The sequence below is a fragment of the Rhodopirellula halodulae genome (assembly GCF_020966775.1).
Lineage (GTDB): Bacteria > Planctomycetota > Planctomycetia > Pirellulales > Pirellulaceae > Rhodopirellula > Rhodopirellula halodulae.
The window spans coordinates 115440-133941 of the sequence record NZ_JAJKFV010000011.1 but is presented as its reverse complement, the minus strand read 5'-3'; the positions used below and the strand labels follow the sequence as shown (position 1 = coordinate 133941).

Annotated in this window: 14 protein-coding genes; 2 read left to right on the top strand and 12 right to left on the bottom strand. The window is 56.7% G+C overall.

The features are described 5' to 3' along the window. Nucleotides 1–44 precede the first annotated feature (44 nt). From LOC70_RS09080 to LOC70_RS09070, 3 genes are all read right to left on the bottom strand, one after another. Nucleotides 45–464 (bottom strand): DUF1844 domain-containing protein, encoded by a 420-nt coding sequence (locus tag LOC70_RS09080; protein ID WP_230253292.1) that lies wholly within the window; start codon nt 462–464, stop codon nt 45–47. Nucleotides 465–544: 80 nt separating this feature from the next. Continuing rightward, complete coding sequence (locus LOC70_RS09075) at nt 545–2185, bottom strand: CTP synthase (protein ID WP_230253291.1); 1641 nt, start codon at nt 2183–2185, stop codon at nt 545–547. 226 nt (nt 2186–2411) lie between these two features. After that, a complete protein-coding gene (locus LOC70_RS09070; RefSeq protein WP_230253290.1) occupies nt 2412–2711 on the bottom strand; it encodes a hypothetical protein in 300 nt (99 codons plus the stop codon). 409 nt (nt 2712–3120) lie between these two features. Here LOC70_RS09070 and LOC70_RS09065 point away from each other — a divergent pair, with 409 nt between their 5' ends. Beyond that, nucleotides 3121–3318 (top strand): hypothetical protein, encoded by a 198-nt coding sequence (locus LOC70_RS09065; RefSeq protein ID WP_230253289.1) that lies wholly within the window; start codon nt 3121–3123, stop codon nt 3316–3318. A 27-nt stretch (nt 3319–3345) separates the two neighbouring features. Here LOC70_RS09065 and LOC70_RS09060 read toward each other — a convergent pair whose 3' ends face one another. Further along, nucleotides 3346–4767, bottom strand: coding sequence for an outer membrane protein assembly factor BamB family protein (locus LOC70_RS09060; protein ID WP_230253288.1), 1422 nt, complete (start codon nt 4765–4767; stop codon nt 3346–3348). 290 nt (nt 4768–5057) lie between these two features. On the opposite strand from LOC70_RS09060, the gene LOC70_RS09055 reads away from it, so the two are divergent. After that, nucleotides 5058–5630 carry a hypothetical protein gene (locus LOC70_RS09055; protein WP_230253287.1) on the top strand — a complete coding sequence of 191 codons (573 nt, stop codon included), beginning with the start codon at nt 5058–5060 and terminating at the stop codon, nt 5628–5630. A 120-nt stretch (nt 5631–5750) separates the two neighbouring features. Here the strand turns inward: LOC70_RS09055 and LOC70_RS09050 are convergent, their stop codons facing one another. The 8 genes from LOC70_RS09050 to LOC70_RS09015 form a co-directional block, all read right to left on the bottom strand. Continuing rightward, the gene (locus LOC70_RS09050) at nt 5751–6650 is read right to left on the bottom strand and encodes a hydroxypyruvate isomerase family protein (RefSeq protein WP_230253286.1); all 900 of its coding nucleotides are present in this window, start codon (nt 6648–6650) and stop codon (nt 5751–5753) included. Between the two features lie 121 nt (nt 6651–6771). Next, the gene (locus LOC70_RS09045; protein WP_230253285.1) at nt 6772–8187 is read right to left on the bottom strand and encodes a DUF1501 domain-containing protein; all 1416 of its coding nucleotides are present in this window, start codon (nt 8185–8187) and stop codon (nt 6772–6774) included. Between the two features lie 55 nt (nt 8188–8242). After that, nucleotides 8243–10792, bottom strand: coding sequence for a PSD1 and planctomycete cytochrome C domain-containing protein (locus LOC70_RS09040; protein ID WP_230253284.1), 2550 nt, complete (start codon nt 10790–10792; stop codon nt 8243–8245). Nucleotides 10793–10878: 86 nt separating this feature from the next. Beyond that, nucleotides 10879–11526 carry a response regulator transcription factor gene (locus LOC70_RS09035; RefSeq protein WP_230253283.1) on the bottom strand — a complete coding sequence of 216 codons (648 nt, stop codon included), beginning with the start codon at nt 11524–11526 and terminating at the stop codon, nt 10879–10881. A gap of 67 nt (nt 11527–11593) precedes the next feature. Then, entirely contained in the window at nt 11594–13702 is a 2109-nt protein-coding gene (locus tag LOC70_RS09030; protein ID WP_230253282.1) for an ATP-binding protein, read from the bottom strand. 149 nt (nt 13703–13851) lie between these two features. Further along, on the bottom strand, nt 13852–15150 hold the full coding sequence (locus tag LOC70_RS09025; protein WP_306796862.1) for a TIGR03000 domain-containing protein: 1299 nt from the start codon (nt 15148–15150) through the stop codon (nt 13852–13854). Between the two features lie 291 nt (nt 15151–15441). Then, nucleotides 15442–16620: a protein-L-isoaspartate(D-aspartate) O-methyltransferase gene (locus LOC70_RS09020; RefSeq protein WP_390889026.1), complete on the bottom strand. Its 1179-nt coding sequence runs from the start codon at nt 16618–16620 to the stop codon at nt 15442–15444. A gap of 251 nt (nt 16621–16871) precedes the next feature. Next, nucleotides 16872–18497: a Ppx/GppA phosphatase family protein gene (locus LOC70_RS09015; RefSeq protein WP_230253280.1), complete on the bottom strand. Its 1626-nt coding sequence runs from the start codon at nt 18495–18497 to the stop codon at nt 16872–16874. Nucleotides 18498–18502 lie beyond the last annotated feature (5 nt).

The window sequence follows — 18502 nt, the reverse complement described above, 5'->3', positions numbered from 1 at the left end:
TTTGGCGAGTGCGAGAAGCGAATCCAAAAACCCGAGGGTTCACTCTACCCGCGTGTGCTGACGTAGGCCATCCTCAATGCGTGCGTGGCCTCGGCGAGCATCTTCGATTCGGTGTCCGACAAATTGCCTTGGGTCTTTTCGGACAAGACTTCCAACGTGTCGATCGAATGCTTTGCCATCGGTTTGTCGACTTGGGGCTCGTCCTGGCCAGGCATCGGAATTTGTCCCAAAGCACTCATGCCCTGGGTGAAAAGCATCGACACGAGCACTTCGAAACTGGCGGGCGGCAACTGCGACGCACTGGAATCCGCCGGCGTCGTTTCGGCGGATTTCGTTTCGCCGGTCGAATCCGCGTTCTCAGCCAAGGCTTCTTTTTCCTTGGCGACTTGTTCTTTCCAGTCCGAGTCCACCACGATTTGAGGCGACTCGTCTGTTTCGTTTGGTTGAGGATCAGAGTTTGTCATGGCAAATCAGGTAAAAGAGGATGAAGTGAGCGGCCGGCCGCCGGCTCTCAGCCGTCGCCATTTTCCGCTTCGTCAAAGTCTTACTTCGAGTCGGTTGCGATCTCTTCCGCGACACGTTGCTTCCGGCGTGTGATCGCCGCTTCGATAAAGTCCGCGAATAACGGGTGAGCCTTCAGTGGTTTGCTTTTGAATTCAGGGTGGAATTGAGCCGCCAAGAACCAAGGGTGCGATTCAATTTCGACGATCTCCACCAACCCGCCATCGGGGCTGAGTCCGGAAAATCGCATGCCCGCTTCTTCAAACGCTTTGCGGTAATCGTTGTTGAATTCGTAACGATGGCGATGGCGTTCGGCGATCTCTTCGGACCCGTACGCGGCAATTGCCTTGGACTCAGCGGCCAAATGAGTCGGCTGACTTCCCAGCCGCATGGTGCCGCCCATGTCGGTCACGTTGAGCTGTTCATCCAGCAAGCAGATCACCGGATGAGGAGTGTCTTTGTCGAATTCGGTCGAGTGAGCTTTGTCCAGTCCCAACACGTTTCGGCCGTACTCGATCACAGCCGTCTGCATGCCCAAGCAGATCCCAAAGAATGGAATGTTGCGTTCGCGTGCAAACTGGATCGCTTGCACCTTGCCCTCAACGCCGCGTTCCCCAAAACCGCCAGGGACCAAAATGCCGTGATATCCACTTAGCAGACGTTCCGCCCCTTCGCGTTCGATATCGCTGCTTTGGATGCGACCGATTCGAATCTGAGCGTCGTGGTGCATCCCCGCGTGATCGAGTGATTCGTAGATCGACTTGTAGGCATCCTTGTGCTCGGCGTACTTGCCAACCACCGCGATCGACAACTCGTGTCGTGGGTTGCGAAGCCGATGCAGCAAATCGTTCCAGGGGGTCATGTCCAAACTGCCCGCCGAGGTCAGGCCCAGTTTTTTGACAATCAACTCGTCCAGCTTGTTGTCGACCAGCGACAGTGGCACCTCGTAGATGGAGAAGTCTTTGTCCTTCTCTTCGATCACCGCTTCGGGTTCGACGTTGCAGAACAAAGCGATCTTGTCGCGGTCTTCGCGGCTGATGGATTGCTCGCAACGACAAACCAAAACGTCGGGTTGGATCCCGATTTCACGCAGTTGCCCAACGGAGTGTTGCGTGGGTTTGGTTTTCAGTTCGTCTGCCGCTTTTAGGTACGGCACCAAAGTCAGGTGCATGTACAAACAGTTCTCGCGACCGGCATCCAACGAAAATTGTCGGATGGCTTCCAAGAAAGGCAGGCTTTCGATGTCGCCAACCGTGCCACCGATTTCGGTGATCACCACATCGACGTCATCGCCGCCCATGCGTTTGATCACGCGTTTGATCTCGTTGGTCACGTGAGGAATGACCTGAACGGTTTTTCCCAGGAACTGTCCGCGACGTTCCTTTTCGATCACCGACAGATAGATCTGGCCCGTGGTGTAGTTGCAGTCGCGATTCAATTTGCCGGAGGTGAATCGTTCGTAGTGGCCCAGGTCGAGATCGGTTTCCGACCCATCGTCCAACACGTAAACCTCGCCGTGTTGGTAGGGGCTCATCGTTCCCGGATCGACGTTGATGTACGGATCCAGTTTCTGCATTCGAACTCGCAAGCCACGTCGTTCGAGCACCATGCCGATCGATGCACTGGTCAACCCTTTTCCGAGGGAACTGACCACGCCGCCGGTAACAAAAATGTGTTTAGTCATGTCCGAAAATCATACCGTGATGGACGGTTTTCGGAAGCGGCAGTGGAGACGCCCGTGGACGATTGCCGCGGATTGTCCCGCGAAGGCCCGCTAGAGGGTGACGGCTGGAGGTTCGCCCCGCAAAACACTTGCAAACGAAAACAATTTGGTCGCGTTGTCAAAGCTCGTGTTAAGAAACGAAAGCCTGACAAGCTTTCAGGATTGAACTCGTTTTGGGTTCCCGGCTTCAGATGTCGGCCGGGGGCTCCGCGGTGTCACTGTCCGCGGTGTCACTGTCCGCGAGCGGGCCTGACTGCGAATCGTCGACCGACGCCGGCTCGTCGCCGTGCTCGCATCGGGTGTCCGGCTTCGGAGGTTGCTTGGCCGCGTCCATTCGCCAGCCAATTTGATCCAGCAGATTGGTGGCTCGTTGCTCAGGTGATCCAAGTTCGCAGGCACCCGGTTGCGGATTCGCGGTGATGTGACTCTTCGGGCGCGGAGTGCGATGGTCGCCGGCTTCGCGAGAAAATTTTCGTTCGTCGTTCATGTTGTTGGTGGGGCTGTCCAACGGGAGGCCAATGACTGGCCGCTGCAAAAAAGCGATCGATCTTCGATCTGGGAAATTTGGGATCGATCGCAGGGATGGCCAGAGGATGTTTGCTCGCCCCCTCGTTTGCTAGTGATCCGAACCAAATCGATGTCGCGAAATTGACGGCGTTGCGTTGTGATCCGTTTGATCGCTACATCCGGGCTCCGCGGAAAACCGGCGGCTCGACTTTCTTCGCGGAAAGGCGTGTCTTTGGGGCAAATGCGGCGAATTCGCCTTCCTTCCAAAGCGTCCGCCGGCTTTCGGTACAGGAGTTGCATTTTTGAAAAAGCATCATCGCGAGGCCACGGAGGTCATCGCGAATTTTTGCTCACGCTATCACCGCTACCCAAAACAGCGACGCATTGCCATGAACCCCGCTTTCATCCAAACCGTTCACGGATTCACCCACCCCATCATCGCCAGCAAATTGCTGAAGCGAGCCCAGGAAGATCAGAACGAGGCAGCCGAGACCACGACTCAGTTGTATCGCGACGAGACCGCCCGGCGATTAGAAGAAAACAACCGCAAAGCCAAACGAGTTCCCGTCGGCCCAAAATCAAGCTGAGCCGACTGGCGTGCTCGCTGGACCGCTTCAGCGATCGAAACGGTAGAGTGCGGTGTCGGTCCGCAAGATCATTGCATCGTTGATCACCGCCGGTGACGCCATGATTTGGCCGTCCACTTGGTTCGTCTGCACAATGTCGCACTCTTCGCCCGGTTTGATCACAAACACTTCGCCGCTGTGGTTGCAGAAGTAAATGTGACCCCCGGCCAAAATCGGCGAGGCGGAAAATTTACCGCCCAGTCTTTCTGACCACACGTTCGAACCATCCTCGCTGTCGATGCAGGAAGCGACGCCGTTGTCATCAACGATGTAGATCGAGCCGTCGGCAATCACTGGCGAAGGTTTGGCTGGAATGCTCTTCTTCAGCGTCCATGAGACATGCGTGTCCGTGACGTCACCGTTTCCGTCCACCGTCACGGCCCACAACTGCGGCTTTCCAAATCCCGTCGCAAAGTAAACGGTCTTGCCGTCAAAGATCGGACGTGGGACCACGGAGAAACCTTTGCCGTGGTAAAGACGCCAAAACTCATTTCCCGTTTTCGCGTCGTAGGAAACCATCCACTGCGATCCCATGCAGAGAAGTTGTTCGCGACCATTCGCGTCCGTGATCACGATCGGAGTGCAGTACGCTTTCTTTTGATCACCCGTCGGCGCTTCCATCGGTGGACGATCGGTTTCCCACAACGTCGATCCCGTCTCGAGATCGAGCGCGGCCACGTACTGACGTTCCATCCCGTCTTGAATCAGAATCACCTTGCCGTCGTGAATGATGGGTGAACTTCCTGGTCCGACGGCGTGCTTCAGTGGCAGCGTGCGTTCCCATATTCGTTCGCCGCTGCTGCGGTCCAAGCAAAACGTGCCAAAGGTTCCGAAGTGGCAAACCAACCGATTGCCATCAATCACGGGTGTCGGCGATGCGTAGCTGTTCAATGAATGGATGGCATCGGGTTGTTCAACCGTGGTGAGTTCGATCGTTCGCTTCAACTGACCGGTCTCGAAGTCGACTTCCAAAGCTTTCAATTCGATTGCCTTCGCAATCGCCAACTGTTTGAACTTGCGTTCATCGTTGTCGGTGTTCTTCAGCAGTGCGACCCGCTCCTCATCCGTCGGCATGATCTCTACCGCCGAGGTCAGCCAAATCGTTCCATCCGCAATGACTGGCGACGACCAAGCTTTGCCCTCCAGCTTCGTTTTCCAGGTCAGCTTGTCTTCTTCACCGAACTGAATGGGTGGGTGGCTGTTGGGAACGATGCCGTCACCGCGGGGGCCGCGAAATTCGGGCCACGAATCAGCGGCTTGACCGGGCGTTGGGACACATACGAGCAATGTCGCGCAGCCGATCAACGCGGTCGCGGAAAGAAACAGATGGTGGTGGAAGACCGATAACTGCCGATCGCCCGAGAATGTGACGGCACGAGACAGTTGGTGGGGCGGGAGGTGGCAAACCATGAAGCGGCTCGGGTGGGAAGGAAGGCGGGACGCTCGCATTTTAGCAAAACGATTCGCGGGAGGCCGCAAAGTTTCGTTCAGCCTTGTAAACCGGACCGAAATTCGCGTCTCACCGCGAAACAGACCGTGATTCGTGCCCTTTTGACCAAACGTGTCCACCCATTCGCGAACAATGCAATGTGACCTGAGTGCGTTTCGACACCCAATCACAAAGAGCCGTAAAACGAGGCCGCCCATGGGCGAGCCGTCCGTCTTCGAGCCAACCAATTCCAGGCCCAAAAGGAGACACCATGAACCGCTTTCACCCTGACACGGAAATCGAACTGACCTACCCCGAATCAACGTTGGTGGAGTCCAGTCCGATCTATCGACGACGTCACCTCCAGATCCGCGAAGTGCGTGATTTGATTGAGGACCCTCTGACACCGGAGGAGTTTCTGCGTCGCCCACTGACGCAACGTTCGAGATACTTGCTGACGGCCTACGACAAAGACGCCAAATCATGGCGGCAGTTCTATCCAGGCTCGAGCAAAGAGTTCATGACCGATGGACGTCTGCGGATTGCACTGTACGAACGCGGCGGCCGAGCACCCAAGAAGATCATTTCGCGATCGTTTGAGCCCACCCGCCGCGACCGAATCGCTTTGGCTCGCATGATCAAAGAAATGCAAAGCAAAGATTTCGGACGGTTGGAACTGCGAATCATTCCCGACGAGAGCAAGGTCTTGCAGCAACAAGTCGATCCCGGAACGACCAAGGTGGCTGCACCCAAGCACGCATCGGCTCAACGCAGGCAAGCACCACCAGTGACCGTTCCATCGGGAATGACCGCCTCATCACCGTTGGCCACGCCGCCGTTCTAGTTCCGCGTGGGATCGGCTCCTGAAAACGAAAAAGGCCCGCTACAAAGCGGGCCTTTCTTTTTTGAACAGTCGCGCTCGTCCGATCGTTGCTGAAGGATCAACGAACTGAATATTGCAGGATCAAACGATGCACTGCTGCACCGCGTTTCGCAAACCCGTCATGGGGTCGCGGACAGGCAAAAATTCGTGTGCGAAGAAACCTTGGTAGCCCGTGTCGGCGATGGCTTTCGCGATCGGTGAATATAGCAATTCTTGGTTGTCATCCAATTCATGCCGGCCCGGGTTACCCGCCGTGTGATAGTGGCCGAAGTACTCATGGTTTTGTTGGATGGTGCGAATGATGTCACCTTCCATGATTTGCATGTGGTAGATGTCGTAGAGCAACTTGAAGTTGTCGCTGCCAACACGTTTGACCAATTCCACACCCCACGTGCTGTTGTCGCACATGTAATCGTTGTGGTCGACCTTGCTGTTGAGCAATTCCATTTGCAAAGTCACTCCGGCCTTTTCAGCAACCGGCGTGATTTTCTTCAGTGCGTCCACGCAATTCTTCATGCCGGTTTCGCGATCCATTCCGCGAGCATTGCCGCTGAAGCAGATCACATTCTTCCAGCCTTCCGCCGCGGTGGCTTCGATGGCCGTGTTCATCTTTTCCAAGCACTCATCATGGAACTTGGGATCGCACAGACCGTTGGTCAACGAGTGCGACTGCACCATGGTGCAAACGAGACCGTGCTTCTTCAGCGTAGGGAAGTCTTTCGGGTCGAGCAGGTCAATGCCAATCATTCCCATCGCGGCGACTTCGCGAGCCATCTCCTCCAGCGAGATCTTGGGGAAACACCATTTGCAGACCGATTGGTTCAGTCGGCCTTGTTTGGCGTCCACCGTGGCGGCCGACGTGGAGGTTTCTTCCGCCGTGGATGACGATGCGGAGAGTGCGGCGGTTCCTGCGGCGATGGCGGCGGCTTGGGTCAGCATGCCACGCCGGTTGAGTGGCGAGACAGTAGGTTGATCAGACATATGGAGATTGCGATTGAGGGAAACAGATTGATTTTCCGTCAGTTTACCTGCTGCGTCGTCACCTGTCGCGAATCTTGGCTGGCCACGGCTCGCGATTCGTTCGGACCGGCAAATCGCTCAACTAAACGTTGATTATTTCGTTCACGACCCGGGCGGGTTCCGTTCCTGTCAGCTTGAAATCCAATCCCTGGTGGCGGAACGTGAATCGTTCGTGGTCGACACCGCACAGATGCATCAATGTCGCTTGCAAATCGCGAATGTGGACCGGATCTTCCGCCACGTGAAAAGCGAATTCGTCGCTGCTGCCGTGGATGGTGCCCGGCCGGATGCCTCCGCCCGCCATCCACATGGTGAAGGCTCGCGGGTGGTGGTCTCGACCGTGGGCTTTGGGATTGTTGATGTCGCCTTGGACAAACGGAGTGCGGCCGAACTCGCCGCCCCAAATGACCAGCGTGTCCTCCAGCATTCCGCGAGCTTTCAAATCCTTGATCAATGCGGCGCTGGGTTGGTCCGTGTCTTGGCACTGGATCGGAAGCTGATTGGGCAAGTTGCCGTGTTGATCCCATCCGGCGTGCATCAACTGAACGAATCGTGTGCCCCGTTCGGCCAACCGGCGAGCGATCAAACAGTTGTAAGCATAGCTTCCCTTCCGTTTCACATCGGGGCCGTACATGTCCAGGACGCTCTGCGGCTCATCTGAAAAATCCGTCAGCTCGGGAACGCTGGCTTGCATTTGGAAAGCCATCTCGTACTGCGAGATGCGAGTCTCAATCTCAGGATCAGCGTAACGCTGATGGGCGTGTTGATTCATTTCCGCCAGCGCGTCCAGCATGTCTCGACGCGAATTTTTTGAGATTCCTTTTGGATTGCTGAGGTACAACACGGGGTCACCGGCGCTTCGGAACGGCACACCTTGATGCTTGCTGGGCAGGAACCCCGATCCCCAGTAGTAATCGAAAAACAATTGCCCGCAGGACCCGCCTTTGTCTTGCGAGGTCATGACCACAAACGATGGCAAGTCTTCCGCGATGGAACCAAGACCGTACGTCAACCAAGCTCCGATGCTGGGGCGACCCGGCAAGTTATGACCGGTCAACATTTGAGTCATGGCGGGTGCGTGGTTGATCTGCTCGCCGTGCAGACTGCGAACGAAACACAGGTCGTCCACGATTTCCGCTGTGTACGGAAGCAAGTCGCTCACCCACATGCCGGACTCTCCACGACGGCTTCCGTTCCAAGCTGCGGCCAAGCAGGGTTTGGACTTTTGTCCCGCCGTCATTGTCGTCTGGCGAAGGCCCTGCAGAATGCTATCGGGAAGCTCCTCACCCTGCCGCTGGCGAAGCGTTTCTTTGTCATCAAACAAGTCCACATGCGACGGGCCGCCGGACTGCATCAGGTAGATCACCCGTTTAGCCTTGGCGGGAAAGTGTGGCAACGCCGAGGTTTCGGCGGCCATCAGGGATTGCAAAGCAGGCATGCCAATCGACAAAGACATGCCGCCGAGAAACGATCGACGATTCAGTGCGAGTGGGGTCATGGGATCAACGTTGAAATGGGCCTGGTTGGGATGGAGTGGTGAGCTGTGCCGGAGGTTACTTGCAGAGCGTTTCGTCGAGATTCAGCATCAGCAAACAAACGGATGTCCATGCCGCGATCTCGGGCGGCGACGCGTCCGAGGTCACGGGGGCTTCCCCGTTTTCAAGTAACTCCGCAGCTTCTTCCGTGGCGGATTCAAAGTGTTGACGACTGCGCTGCAACGTTTGCTGAAGCGTTTGCAATTCGTCGTCATTGGGTTGCCTTGCTGTGGCGGCGAAGAACGCTTGGGTGAGCCGTTGTTGGTCTCCCTCCGTTTCCAGCAATCGTTCCGCCCAAACCCTGGCGGCTTCGACATAGGTCGTGTCATTCAGCGTGGTCAACGCGTGCAGCGGCGTGCTGGTTCGGGTCACTTTGACGGAACACGATTGACGACTCGGAACGTCGAAGAAGTTCGCGGGAGCCACCACCCGTCGCCATACGGTGTAGAGACTGCGGCGATACAAATCGTTTCCATCGTCTCGCATGTAGTGGTTCTTGTTCAGACTCATTGATTCCCAGATTCCTCCGGGCTGGTAAGGGGCCACGGGAAGACCTCCCATTTCCGAATTCAACAAACCGGACAAAGCCAAGGCTTGGTCGCGAAGGATCCGAGAGTCCAAACGTTGTCGGGCACCGCGGGCCAGCCATTTGTTCTCGGGGTCTTTCGCAATCGTTTCGGCGTCCACAACCGCCGATTGCCGATAAGTCTTTGAAAGCGCGATTGCCTTGACCAGTGCCTGAACATCCCAACCGCTTTCGCGAAAATCGACTGACAGCCAATCAAGTAGTTTAGGATGCGTCGGTAGTTCGCCCTGCAGTCCAAAGTCGTCCGGCGTTGCGACCAACCCGCGACCAAACATCAGTTGCCAATATCGATTGACGGTGACCCGCGAGGTCAACGGATGTTCGGGTGACATCAGCCACCGGGCGAAGTCCAAACGATTCGGTTTTCCACGTCCGTCGGCGATGTCGATGGGAGGAAGGAATTCGGGTGTGGTCGGAGACACCTTGTCGCCCGGTGTTTCGTAGTTGCCTCGCAGCAGCACAAACGTTTCGCGGGGTTTGTCGTCTCGCATCACCATCACCAACGGCAATTGTTCCTGCAGTCGGTTTGCCTTGGCTTCGGCTTCCGCAATTCGCCCTTTCATGGACTTCCACGGTTCGTTTCGACCCAAGTAGGTGTTGATCAACTGTCCAAACGCATTGCTGTTCGGGTTGTTCAGATCGGCGTTGTAGATGAACCTCGCCACGTACTCACCCGGTTTGATGCGTTTGGCACCTTCTTCTGGATCGTCGCGAATTTCTTGGACCCATTTGCGTGCTGCGGCAACATACTCGTCTCGTTTGGCATCCAGTTCAGCCTGAACCGCTTTCACCTCTTCGCGGGCAGCGGCAAGCTGCTCTTTCACTTCATCGGACCCCACGGTGATGAAGGGTTTGTCGACCCAGTACTTGATGTCGTACCGTTTGCCGGGGCGTTTGACGTTCAGCTTCTTGCTGGTCATTCCCGTTTCGCTGATTTGATTGAAGAACGACATCATTGAGTAGTAGTCGCTCTGTTTCAGCGGATCGAACTTGTGATCGTGGCACTGACAGCAGTTGATGGTCAGTCCCATCCAAGCCGTGCCGGTGGTTTCGACTCGATCGAAGTTGTTCTTGGCGATGTTTTCTTCGGAGATCGAGCCGCCTTCGGCTTGAATCATGTGGTTGCGGTTGAATGCCGTTGCGATCAACTGATCTTCGGTAGGTTCCGGAAGCAAATCGCCCGCCAGTTGTTCCACCGTGAATTGGTCGTAGGGCATGTTCTCATTGAATGCGCGGATAACCCAATCTCGCCATGGCCAATTCATGCGATAGGCATCGGCCTGGAAACCGTTCGTGTCGGCGTACCGGGCGACGTCGAGCCATTCGAGTGCCATGCGTTCACCGTAGGCGGGCGAGGCGAAGAGCCGATCAACCGCGTCCGAGTAGGCCGATTCGCCTTGTTCCGCTACCGCTGTTTCAAATGCATGCATTTCATCGGTCGTTGGCGGCGTGGCTGTCAGGTCCAACGACACGCGGCGCAACCATTTCGCGGGAGTTGCCGAGGCAGCGAACTGAAGATCGTGGGCTTTTTGTTTCTGCTCCACCAATTCGTCGATCACGTCGGATGGGTTGGTTGACTTCGTCGCAACCTTCTCAGGGGCGACAAACGACCAATGTGCTTCATAGGGAGCACCCTGCTCGATCCACCGGCGGATCAACGCGACTTCGTCTTCGGTGATCGCTTTCTTGTGAGCGCTCGGTGGCGGCATCACCATGTCGGGATCGTCGCTCGTGATTCGAAGCAGCAATTCAGAATTTTCTGGCGAGTCAACGTCCCAGACGTATTCCGCTTCCTCGCGGATGTCTAAACGCAGGTCGGCGGCCCGATGATTCTCATCGAAGCCGTGGCAGAAGTAGCACCGGTCTGACAAAATTGGCCGGATGTCTCGGTTGAACGAGATCTCGTCTTCGGCCCAACAAGAAAGGCTGGTCAGCGACAAACAGCAGGCGATGGCAAATGCCAATGGTTGAAGATGGCTCATAAAAGCCAGCTTAGTGGATCCGACTCGCGAAACAATTTACGAATGTTCGTAAGCCACGCGGTGAATCGCACGCGAAGAATGCATTGTCATTCCGGCGGCGGGGCCACCAAGCGTTCCCGAATGGCCAAGGCCACCGCGGCGGTTGCTCCATTGACATGCAATTTACGGTAGATGCAGCGGGTCACATAGTCGAGCGTGTGCAGGTTCAATTTCATCTCTGCTGCGATTTGTTTTCGAACCAGCCCGCGCGTCATGGCTTCCAAAACGGCCTGTTCTCGATCATTCAGTCCGTAGTCCGGTTGTTCCGGCGTCAGTTGCGAAAAGAGCTTGAGCACTCGGCCGGCGATTCGGGGGTGAATGGGGGCGGCGCCCTGAAGCACCTGCTCCACCGCTTCGCGAATCTTCGAAATGGAATCTGATTTCAGGCAATAGCCCGACGCACCTGCTTTGAGCGCTCGAAAGATTTTCTCATCGTCTTCGAATACCGTCAAAATCATGGCCGCGGCGTCTGGCAATCGCTGTTTGATTTCGCTGATGCCTTCGATTCCGTCCATTCCGGGCAGATCGATGTCCATCAAGAAGACATCCGGTGATTCACCCGCGTCAATTGCCGCGATGGCTTCTTCGCAATTGCCAAATTCGCGAGCCCGAGTTCCTTCCGCCAACACGCTCAGCCCACGCGCCGTGGCGCGTCGGAACTTTTCGTTGTCTTCGATGATCCAAATTTCCAACATGGTGATTGTGTTGCGAAGGAGCGTGCGGTGCTTAATGCAGAAGTCCTGCTGATCGCCAAGTGGCAATTTAGCGGATGTGGATGGTCACGCGGCTTCCATGGTTTGGTTTGGATTCCACTTCCACGGAGCCGCCCAACTGTTGGATGCGTTTGCTCATCCCGTCCAGTCCCATGCCGCGTCTTGGCATCCGTTCACGCCATCGTGTCGCATCGAAACCTTGTCCGTTGTCTTCGACGCTAAAATTCCAGCCGCGTCCTTCCGGTTTGGCGGTAACGTTGACTTCGGTGGCACGGGAACATTGTGCCACGTTGGCGAGGATTGCTTTGAAAGCCATCACCCATTCGCGTTTGACATGTTCGTTGGGGTGGTACGTGTCAAACTCAGAATCGATGATCCACTCAACTCGCATGCCGGGCAGCATTCGTTGAGCGATGCAACGCAGTTGTTCCGCGAACGCGTCGGGCATGCGGTCAGGACCCCCAAGCAGCCACAGGGTTTCTCGGATGGATTCTGTGCACTCACTCGCTAATTCTCGCACGGATCGCCAATCTTCTTGGGTTTCCGCGTTGGGATCGATCGCTTCGCCGACTTCACCGATCCGAGCAATCGCCGCGAGATTGCTGCCGATTTCGTCGTGAAGGTCTTGAGCCAATTGCATTCGAAACTCCGCGCGATGACGTTGGGAACGGATGCGGTTCAGCCAAACCGAACCCAAGACCGCGATTCCGATCAGCAACGTTGCCGCTCCGGTCCAAATGGCGGCACGCTGTTTGGCGGTCGTGGTCAGCGATGAGATTTTGTCTTCGGAGCTGCGGATGGCCCGTCGTAAATGTCGAAGTCGTTCCCAGCGGTCCGCCCATTCGGTGAGCGTCAAAATCTTTCCGTAGCTGGAGTCGTTATCGATCAAGAGTTCCAGTGGCCGGTCGTCCCGCCAATGATGGGCGCTCAGGGTTTGGTTCAGAGCGATGTTACGGCCTTTGTAGAGAACTTGAAACTCAGACAGCCCCATCTTGTTGATGCTTTTCAATGAGGCTCGTTCGCAAACGAACCGGATACGTGTGGCTTCCATGTCGCCGGTGGAAAGGAATACCGGATTGCTACCGGGATTGGGGAATGGCTCCGTTGTTTGGAAGATCACTCGTCGATCATCGCCTTCGCCAGAATACAATTCGATGCGAAATTCGGAAGGGAACGCGTAGCCCGGATAGTCCGCACCTTGCCGGGCGTGCACCGGGAACAGTCGGAGTTCGTCAAAGGGGCGGGCTTGCCCAAAGTCGATTTCAAACCAAGTTTCCGCGTCGCCGTCGGTGGTTTGGAAGAACACGCCATCAAATTCGGGCAACTGTTCGACGGTGCTGGGTGGGATGATGGGCGGGCCGAGTGGAGTCAAACCATCAACCAGATACCGTTCGTCCCAAACCGGGGCCAGATTGATTGTGTCAATCATCTCTGGTTTGGCTTGCAAAGCCAGATTTCGGTTGCCATCGAGCACCATGATCTCCGACAGCGAAAACGTCCAACGTCCCGTGACATTGGCAAGTTCGGTGACCGTCATTCGAAGGAACCGGGCTTTTGCATTTGGTGTTTGAATCACCACGGGGAGGGGACTGTCCGTGTCCAGCGAATGACGATCCGATTCGTAGATCAGTTGAAACGTATCGAATTCCTTCGAATTCGACGCGTCGATGCGAAAGCGTTTCGGAAACGCATACGGCTTGAGCAGTTCGCTAGCGGTTCCGATGATGGTTGGGACGATCACGATGCGATCAAATGACTGGACTTCGCCAAGATCAATCTGCAACCACAATGGTTGAGGTGGCGGTGTCGGCTTCATCTGCGACTGCGCACCGACCTGCGGCGTTGTGTTGCGAAGGATCACCCGCCCCATCGAGTCCAGCTCCTGTGTCTCGCTGAGCAGTTGCTTTTCTGCGCGTCGCAATTGGCCAGAGAAGAGACTCCAGCCATCCGCGTTGGCATCGTTGGTGGCAGTTGCGATCGCGAGATAGCCGATCACCACAACCACGCGGCGCATGGTGGCGAGCCAGGTGGCTTCTACGTTCAAAGAGCTACGCAGCGATGCGGAATGAGTGATCAACGGTTGTCTGGTAAATCGCAAGCGAAAACAGTTGGCATCGAGTAGTCCGTGTCCTCGAGTGACGGCCAGTCTGCTCGTCATCGAACGAATGATTCATCGGTCAGGTTTGCACCGACCCAAGAGCCGAAACGATGAACCAACTTTAGACGAAGCCTTCCACGTGCGCATGAAAAAACCGCGTCGAAGCGGATGGCTTCAACGCGGTTCTTGAAAGTTCAATCGAGCAAACTCTATCGCATTGCGACGGCTTGATCATCGAAGTCGAAATTCAGTTCGACGGTGTCACCAGCGGCAACATCGATCGTACGTTCTTGGCTGAGTTGACGGCCATTGGCTTCCAACACGACGCGAACGGTGTAGTCTTCCCAGTTTTGGCCAGCGGCCAACTGAGTGGTGCGGAAGGTGCGAACCGTTCCGAATCCATTGGTTTCGTTGCCAGCCAGGATGACCTTGGCTTCGGCGGGAACGTGAACTTGCACGACCGTTTCAGGTTGCTCGGTTTCAACGGCGCTGAATTGGTCTTCTTCGGCTTCTTCTTCCGGTTGGGCTTCGGTCTGGTTGAATACCAAACGCTCCATGTCACCGGGGCGAAGCTTGATGGTTCGCTTGTCGGTGCGTTGTTCGCCTTCGACGTCGTAAGTCACAACGACTTCGTAGGTGTACAGGTAACCGTCTTTCAGGCCACGCGACATGAACTGACGTACCATGCCACCGCTGGAGGTTTCGTGACCGTTGACTGTCACGCGAGCCGATTCGACGGGAACGGCGACGGTCAATAACGCCGCGTCGTCATCCAGCGTTGGCTTGCGAGTTTCGTAGGAGGCACCGCTGTCGATGACCGAGCCATCAATGATGGTTTCGCCGACTGGAGCACCGCCGTCGATGATGGTTTCACCGGTCATTGGAGCCGAGTAGATCGGTGCGGATTCAATCATGGGAGCGCTGTACGAAGCTGCGGGAGCCGCGTAGGTCACAGGAGCCGAGTAGCTGACGCCGCCCGAGCTTCCGCCACTGCTGCCGCCCGAGTACGACGAAGAGTAGGTGACTCGTGGTGTGTAGTACCCACCGCTGCTGCCGCCGGAGGAGCTACCGCCGCTGCTGGCCGATACGCCACCGCTGCTGTAGTTGGCTTTCATGACATAGCCACCGCTGCTGCCGTGATGGCGAGCTTTGATACGGGCAATTTTCTGACGCAAGTGACCGACCAGACCGCCGCCGGAGGACCCTCGCGAGTAACCGCCGGACGATCCTCCAGAAGAGCCACCAGACGAAGCGTAAGCCGCCGTGTAACCGCCCGAAGATCCTCCGGACGAACCGCCGGAAGACGCTCCACCGGACGAGCCGGCGTGACGGGCTGCAATGCGGGCTTTCAGGCCGGCAAGCAATCCACCGCCGCTGCTGCCACCACTGCTACCGTAGACAACGCCGCCGCTGCTACCTCCGCTACTGCCGTAGCTCCCGTAGGAGCCACCCGCCTCGGCCGTGACGCTCATGCTGAGTGCCAGCGTGAGGCATGCCATGAAACGCATGCATCTCATAAACGATTCTCCATCCTTTTGACGCGACTCTTGCTGATGCCGGTAGATCGTCGTCACCAACGAGACGACCGTGACGGCTTGGTTTCCAATTTGGAGCTGCGGGCCATCTGATTTGGGGGCCCGTCGCCGTCGTCAGGATAACGACCCGACGTTGCCAATCAAGAAGACTGGGTAAAATAATTGGGCTGCGTCGTGTGAATTGCCTGGTCTGTCTCGGCGAATTTGAGGTCTGTCAAAAGCCGGATTCGCGAGCGATTACTTGGACATTCGGTGTTGCCACGCTCAATCGATCGTCTTCAGCGTCACATGATCGAAATCCGCCACCCCCGTCGCGCCAAACAGACCAATCCGCACAATCGCTTCGCGAGCCTGGGCCGGGACACGTACCAATCGGTTTTCATCTCGCCATGGCCGGGTGCCGCGATACGGGCCCATGGTGAACGTTCCTAAATCGCGACGCAGCGAATCGTAGAAGCTGATCGCCACCATGGGCCAAGAATCCGGATCCGGACCCTTTGTCACATTGTCCGTTCGGACTCGCGCCGACAGACGGACCATCGAGACTTGGCTGCCATCGATCGCGATGCCCTGCAAAAGGTGTGACCCTAATCCCGGCGTTTCGTTTTCGAACCGTACCAGACCGTTCTCGCTAGCGTCCGTTTCGCCCGCTGAGTCGTCGCTGATCAGTTCGACTTGGCGGCCGTAGTACCAACCGGGAACGAAGCCCTCGGGATCTTCGGGGCCGGGCGGGGACGAGAAGTCGTTGTTGATCACTTTCGGATTGGCGGGATCCGGCAAGTCTTGCCGGGCATCCTCGGCGGTGCCCGTCATGGGAACGAACAATGTCGGACGCAGTGGTTCACGCACCAACTTCCCGTCGCGTTTGGTCATACGGTACAGCGTCTGTTGATAACGCTGGCCGACGGGGACGATCATCGAACCGCCTTCGCGAAGTTGTTCGACCAGAGGCTTGGGAACGGATTCCGGGCTGCAGGTCACGATGATCTTGTCGAACGGCGCCGCCTCGGGCCAACCCAAGAAACCATCGCCGATGCGGGTGTGAACGTTTTCGTAACCGAGTCGATGCAGCACCCCGGCCGCTCGTGTCCCCAGCTCATCGACAATTTCGATCGAGTACACCTGGTCGACCAAGGGGCTGAGCACGGCGGCTTGATAACCGCTGCCGGTGCCGATTTCCAACACCTTGTCGGACGGTTGTGGATCCAGCGTCTCGGTCATCGATGCAACGATGAAGGGACTGCTGATCGTTTGTGCCGATCCAATCGGCAGCGCCATGTCAAAGTAGGCTTTGTCTCGGACGGCGGGCGGCACGAACTCGTGTCGCGGTGTCGTTTCAATTGACTTCAGAACCGCTTCGTTGGTCACACCCGCGGTGCGAATTCGCGTTTCGACCAATTTCTGACGAGCCGCGGCGTACCGGTCGGGAGTTCCGGTCCGCATGCCTGAGGACCCGGTTTGCGACAAAATGATGTTGGATGGTCGAGCCAAGGAATCAACGCTCGGTAGCAAAAGAGGAGACTGAGCCGCGAGCGGAGAAACTGCCGGGCCGAGAACACTGGCCCCGGCAAGAAACGCCAACATCATCGCGAAACGAAACGCCGGCTTGGGGCGACGGAGACGACGTGGTGTCTCCATCAAAGACGGCAGCGGAAGATGGCGATGGAGGGACCGTTGGAGCGGTTGCTCCCACATCATTTCACCTCGGGACGCAAGAGAACGGGTTTACCAAAGATGTCTTGGAACAGCCCGGATTGGTTGCGCATCGCAAGTTGTTCCAACGAGACATCATCCACACCAGGAGCCGAGATGACCAAACGTTTTCCCTCTTGAGACACGTTGATTTCTCGAATTCGGCCGCTGCGGGTGTCATCCAAGGCGATCGCAAGCCGCAAAATCGCTGCCATCTTTGCAACCGCCACCCGGTCGTGTCGGTTCAGCGAACCATAGCCTTCGTGATTGGTCTGGGGCGAAGCACGGCGGTGATAGCGTGCCACCAACGCCACCAGCAGCAATTCCTGTTGAGACAACCCAAACAGTTCGCTGTTGCGAATGATGTAGTACGCGTGTTTGTGGTTGCTATGCAAACTCACATACAGCCCGACTTCGTGTAGCAGTGCCGACACATACAGCAACACCTCATAGCGGGCGTCGAGTTGATGTTCTTTGGCGAGTTCTTCAAACAGTCTTCGAGCCAACTCGGCAACCGCCCGCGAATGGATCTCGTCGATTTGGTACTTGCGTCCGAGCGACACGGCCGAGCGGATGATCTGCTGTCGAAATTCGCTGGTCCAGTTGCCGCCTTGAACCACATCGGCCAGCAAACCGTCGCGAAGGTTGATGTCGCTGACCAGCACATGGTCCAGATCGAAATGGCGAGCCAACATGGTGTAAGCGAGCAACGCAGGGGCGAGCGTTTCGGCCTCCACAAACGTTGCACCGTACTTTTTGACGACTGCGTCTTCACCCATCTCGAGCACGTCTTGGGTGAGTCGTTCCAGTTTGTCCACCGGAACACGTGCCAAGGTCGTCTCGTCCCAGTCTTCTAGCAACTGATGAGCGGCGAAGCGGATGTCGCCGCCGATCGCTACCAAATGCAGTTTCGTGTCGGTGCGGACTTGGTCGCCAATGCGTACCAGGATTCGGCGAATGTGCGTTTCCAACAACTCTCGCCATCGCAATCCACGTGCGCCCGACGCATCCAGGGTTTGCAGCAAACGCAGCGATCCCAAACGAAAGGATTCGCTGTGCAGAACATTCCCACCGCGGATGACCAGCAACTCCGTGCTACCACCACCGACTTCCACCACCAACGATTTGCTTTCGGCGGTTTCGGCCAAAGCCATCAACTGCGGCGTGATGCCCATGTAGGTGATGCGATTGACCTCGGCTTCGTCGATCGGTTCGACGTCCAATCCCGTGGCAACGTAAACGCGGTCGATAAACGCGACGCGGTTGCTGGCTTCTCGGACCGCACTGGTTGCAACGACGCGAATGTCGTTGGCCGAATCGATTCCGTATTCACGAAGGACGCGTCGGAATCGTCGCAGCACCGCCGCGGCTCGCTCGATTCCTTTGCGCGACAAACGGCGGGTCTCAAACGCATCGCGTCCCAGGTCGACCGGCTGCAGCAGCGATTCCAAGGTGCGAACGGATCCATCCGGACGAATTTCAGCAATCGCCATGCGGATGCTGGTGGCTCCGATGTCGATGGCCGCCACGGTGCGAGGGGAGTTTTCCGGTTGCGTCGCGATATGCGAAGTGGCGGTGTTGATGTGCGGCGCGGTTGCGGTGCTTCGCGGCGTCAGTGGGTTTTCCATGTTCC

What these genes read in the sequence shown, in the direction of transcription:
- LOC70_RS09080 (WP_230253292.1), bottom strand. Translation starts at nt 464, where the DNA reads ATGACAAACTCTGATCCTCAACCAAACGAAACAGACGAGTCGCCTCAA.
- LOC70_RS09075 (WP_230253291.1), bottom strand. Translation starts at nt 2,185, where the DNA reads ATGACTAAACACATTTTTGTTACCGGCGGCGTGGTCAGTTCCCTCGGA.
- LOC70_RS09070 (WP_230253290.1), bottom strand. Translation starts at nt 2,711, where the DNA reads ATGAACGACGAACGAAAATTTTCTCGCGAAGCCGGCGACCATCGCACT.
- LOC70_RS09065 (WP_230253289.1), top strand. Translation starts at nt 3,121, where the DNA reads ATGAACCCCGCTTTCATCCAAACCGTTCACGGATTCACCCACCCCATC.
- LOC70_RS09060 (WP_230253288.1), bottom strand. Translation starts at nt 4,767, where the DNA reads ATGGTTTGCCACCTCCCGCCCCACCAACTGTCTCGTGCCGTCACATTC.
- LOC70_RS09055 (WP_230253287.1), top strand. Translation starts at nt 5,058, where the DNA reads ATGAACCGCTTTCACCCTGACACGGAAATCGAACTGACCTACCCCGAA.
- LOC70_RS09050 (WP_230253286.1), bottom strand. Translation starts at nt 6,650, where the DNA reads ATGTCTGATCAACCTACTGTCTCGCCACTCAACCGGCGTGGCATGCTG.
- LOC70_RS09045 (WP_230253285.1), bottom strand. Translation starts at nt 8,187, where the DNA reads ATGACCCCACTCGCACTGAATCGTCGATCGTTTCTCGGCGGCATGTCT.
- LOC70_RS09040 (WP_230253284.1), bottom strand. Translation starts at nt 10,792, where the DNA reads ATGAGCCATCTTCAACCATTGGCATTTGCCATCGCCTGCTGTTTGTCG.
- LOC70_RS09035 (WP_230253283.1), bottom strand. Translation starts at nt 11,526, where the DNA reads ATGTTGGAAATTTGGATCATCGAAGACAACGAAAAGTTCCGACGCGCC.
- LOC70_RS09030 (WP_230253282.1), bottom strand. Translation starts at nt 13,702, where the DNA reads ATGACGAGCAGACTGGCCGTCACTCGAGGACACGGACTACTCGATGCC.
- LOC70_RS09025 (WP_306796862.1), bottom strand. Translation starts at nt 15,150, where the DNA reads ATGCGTTTCATGGCATGCCTCACGCTGGCACTCAGCATGAGCGTCACG.
- LOC70_RS09020 (WP_390889026.1), bottom strand. Translation starts at nt 16,620, where the DNA reads ATGCGGACCGGAACTCCCGACCGGTACGCCGCGGCTCGTCAGAAATTG.
- LOC70_RS09015 (WP_230253280.1), bottom strand. Translation starts at nt 18,497, where the DNA reads ATGGAAAACCCACTGACGCCGCGAAGCACCGCAACCGCGCCGCACATC.